Genomic DNA, 2,496 nt, shown 5'->3' on the forward strand with positions numbered 1-2,496 from the left:
TGTTGATTTCCGCTGAGAATTGACCCGGTAGCCTCCCGAATTTCCACTGAGAATTGACCCATGTGAACACGTTGCCCTGACGGATTCGGTCGGGGAGATATGGAGTGATTGACATGGGATTTTTGAGTGTTATCCGACGCTGGGCATTGCGTGACAAAATGCCAATCCGCGAGATTTCCCGGCGCACGGGACTGTCTCGCAACACCATCAGAAAGTACCTGCGCGAAGGCGCGGTCGCGCCGAAGTTCAAGACGCCATCCCGGCCGAGCAAGCTGGATCCGTATGCTGATCGTCTGTCCACCTGGCTGTTGGCGCAGACCCGAAAGTCGCGCAAAGAACGTCGCACCGTAAAGCAGATGCACGCTGATCTGGTGAAGCTGGGCTATGACGGGTCCTACGGGCGCGTGGCAGCTTTCGCTCGGGATTGGCGCGCGGATCGGCACCGGGTCGAACAGACAACAGGGCGCGGCACGTTTGTGCCGTTGGTGTTTCAGCCCGGCGAGGCGTTTCAGTTCGACTGGAGCGAAGACTGGGCCAGTATCGGCGGCGAACGGGTCAAGCTCCAGGTGGCCCATATCAAGCTGTCGCACAGCCGTGCGTTCCTGGTGCGGGCCTATCCGCTGCAAACCCATGAGATGCTGTTCGACGCTCACTGGCACGCGTTCCGCGTCTTCGGTGGCGTGCCCGACCGCGGGATCTACGACAACATGAAGACGGCTGTGGACCGTGTGGGCCGAGGCAAGCAGCGCGACGTCAATGCCCGTTTCAAGGCCATGGCCAGCCACTATGTGTTCGAGCCTGAGTTCTGCAACCCGGCCGCCGGATGGGAGAAGGGGCAGGTCGAGAAGAACGTCCAGGATGCGCGCAATCGCCTGTGGCAGGTCATGCCGATCTTCAGCGATCTGGCCGAGTTGAACCAATGGCTGGAAGATCGCTGTGTGGCCCTTTGGGCCGAGACAAGACACCGGGACCTACCTGGGACTATTGCCGACGTGTGGAAAGCCGAGAAGCCCACGCTGATGACCCTGCCACCGGCCTTTGACGGATTTGTAGAGCACAGCAAGAGGGTATCGCCCACCTGCCTGATCACCTTCGAGCGCAATCGCTACAGCGTTCCGGCCAGCTTTGCCAACCGCCGTATCAGCCTGCACGTGTACCCTGAACGGCTGGTCGTCGTGGCGGAAGGCCAAACCGTTTGCGCCCATGACCGCATTATCGAGCGGTCGCACCACAAGCCTGGCAGGGTCATCTATGATTGGCGGCACTATCTGGCTGTCATCCAACGCAAACCCGGCGCCCTGCGCAACGGTGCGCCGTTCACCGAAATGCCCGACGCCTTCCGCCGCCTGCAGGATCACATGCTGCGCAAGGAAGGCGGCGATAGGGAAATGGTCGATATCCTGTCTCTGGTTCTGCACCACGATGAAGACGCCGTTCTGTGTGCTGTGGAACTGGCGCTGGAAGCTGGTGTGCCCACCAAGACACATGTCCTGAACCTCCTGCACAGGTTGATCGACAAGAAGCAGACAGGCTTGCCAGAGGTCGATCCGCCAGAGGCTCTGGCCTTGGATACAGCGCCGAAGGCCAACGTCCATCGCTATGACGATCTGAGACAGGCAGGGGGGAAGCGCCATGCGTCATGACCCTGCAGGAGCTTCGATCGTGATCATGCTGCGCAGCCTCAAGCTGCATGGTATGGCGCAGGCCGTCGATGATCTGGTTGCCCAAGGCGCGCCTGCCTTCGAGGCCGCAACGCCGATGTTGTCCCAACTTCTCAAGGCGGAAATGGCCGAACGGGAGGTGCGATCAATTGCCTATCAAACCAAGGTGGCGCGCTTCCCGTCCTACAAGGACCTCGCAGGCTTTGACTTCAAATCCAGCGACATCGTTGAGGCGACTGTCCGGCAATTGCACCGCGGTGACTTCATGGAAAATGCAGAGAACGTTGTCCTGATCGGCGGGCCGGGCACGGGCAAGAGCCACGTCGCCACGGCCATCGGTGTTCAGGCCATCGAACATCACAGATGCAAGGTGCGCTTTTACTCGACCGTAGAACTCGTCAATGCGTTGGAACAGGAAAAGGCGCTCGGAAAGGCCGGCAGATTGGCCGAAATGCTGACCAAGATCGATTTGGTCATCCTCGACGAACTTGGCTACCTGCCGTTCAGCTCATCCGGCGGTGCGCTGCTCTTCCATCTGTTGAGCAAGCTCTACGAGCGCACCAGCGTGATCATCACCACCAACCTCAGCTTCTCAGAATGGGCCCAGGTCTTCGGCGATGCCAAAATGACCACTGCGCTGCTCGACAGGCTCACACACCGCTGCCACATCCTGGAAACCGGCAACGACAGCTACCGCTACAAAGCCAGCTCAGAGGCCGCAAAGAAAAAGAGAAAGGAGACCCCTGCATTGACCACAACATGACCGCCGAGACATAAACAAGGGGGGGTCAGTTCTCGGTGAAAATACCGGGTCAATTCTCAGCGGAAATCAACA

Annotated in this window: 2 protein-coding genes; both read left to right on the forward strand. The window is 59.4% G+C overall.

Annotation, left to right across the window (positions count from 1 at the left end; genetic code table 11):
• The first annotated feature begins 113 nt into the window (after positions 1-113).
• The gene (gene istA, locus IT41_RS19055) at positions 114-1,643 is read left to right on the forward strand and encodes an IS21 family transposase (RefSeq protein WP_036744319.1); all 1,530 of its coding nucleotides are present in this window, start codon (positions 114-116) and stop codon (positions 1,641-1,643) included.
• Positions 1,633-2,424 carry an IS21-like element helper ATPase IstB gene (istB, locus tag IT41_RS19060; protein WP_036744321.1) on the forward strand — a complete coding sequence of 264 codons (792 nt, stop codon included), beginning with the start codon at positions 1,633-1,635 and terminating at the stop codon, positions 2,422-2,424. Before istA ends, istB begins: the two co-directional genes overlap by 11 nt.
• The last annotated feature ends 72 nt before the right edge of the window (positions 2,425-2,496 follow it).

This window comes from Paracoccus halophilus (assembly GCF_000763905.1).
In the GTDB taxonomy this organism is placed as follows: domain Bacteria; phylum Pseudomonadota; class Alphaproteobacteria; order Rhodobacterales; family Rhodobacteraceae; genus Paracoccus; species Paracoccus halophilus.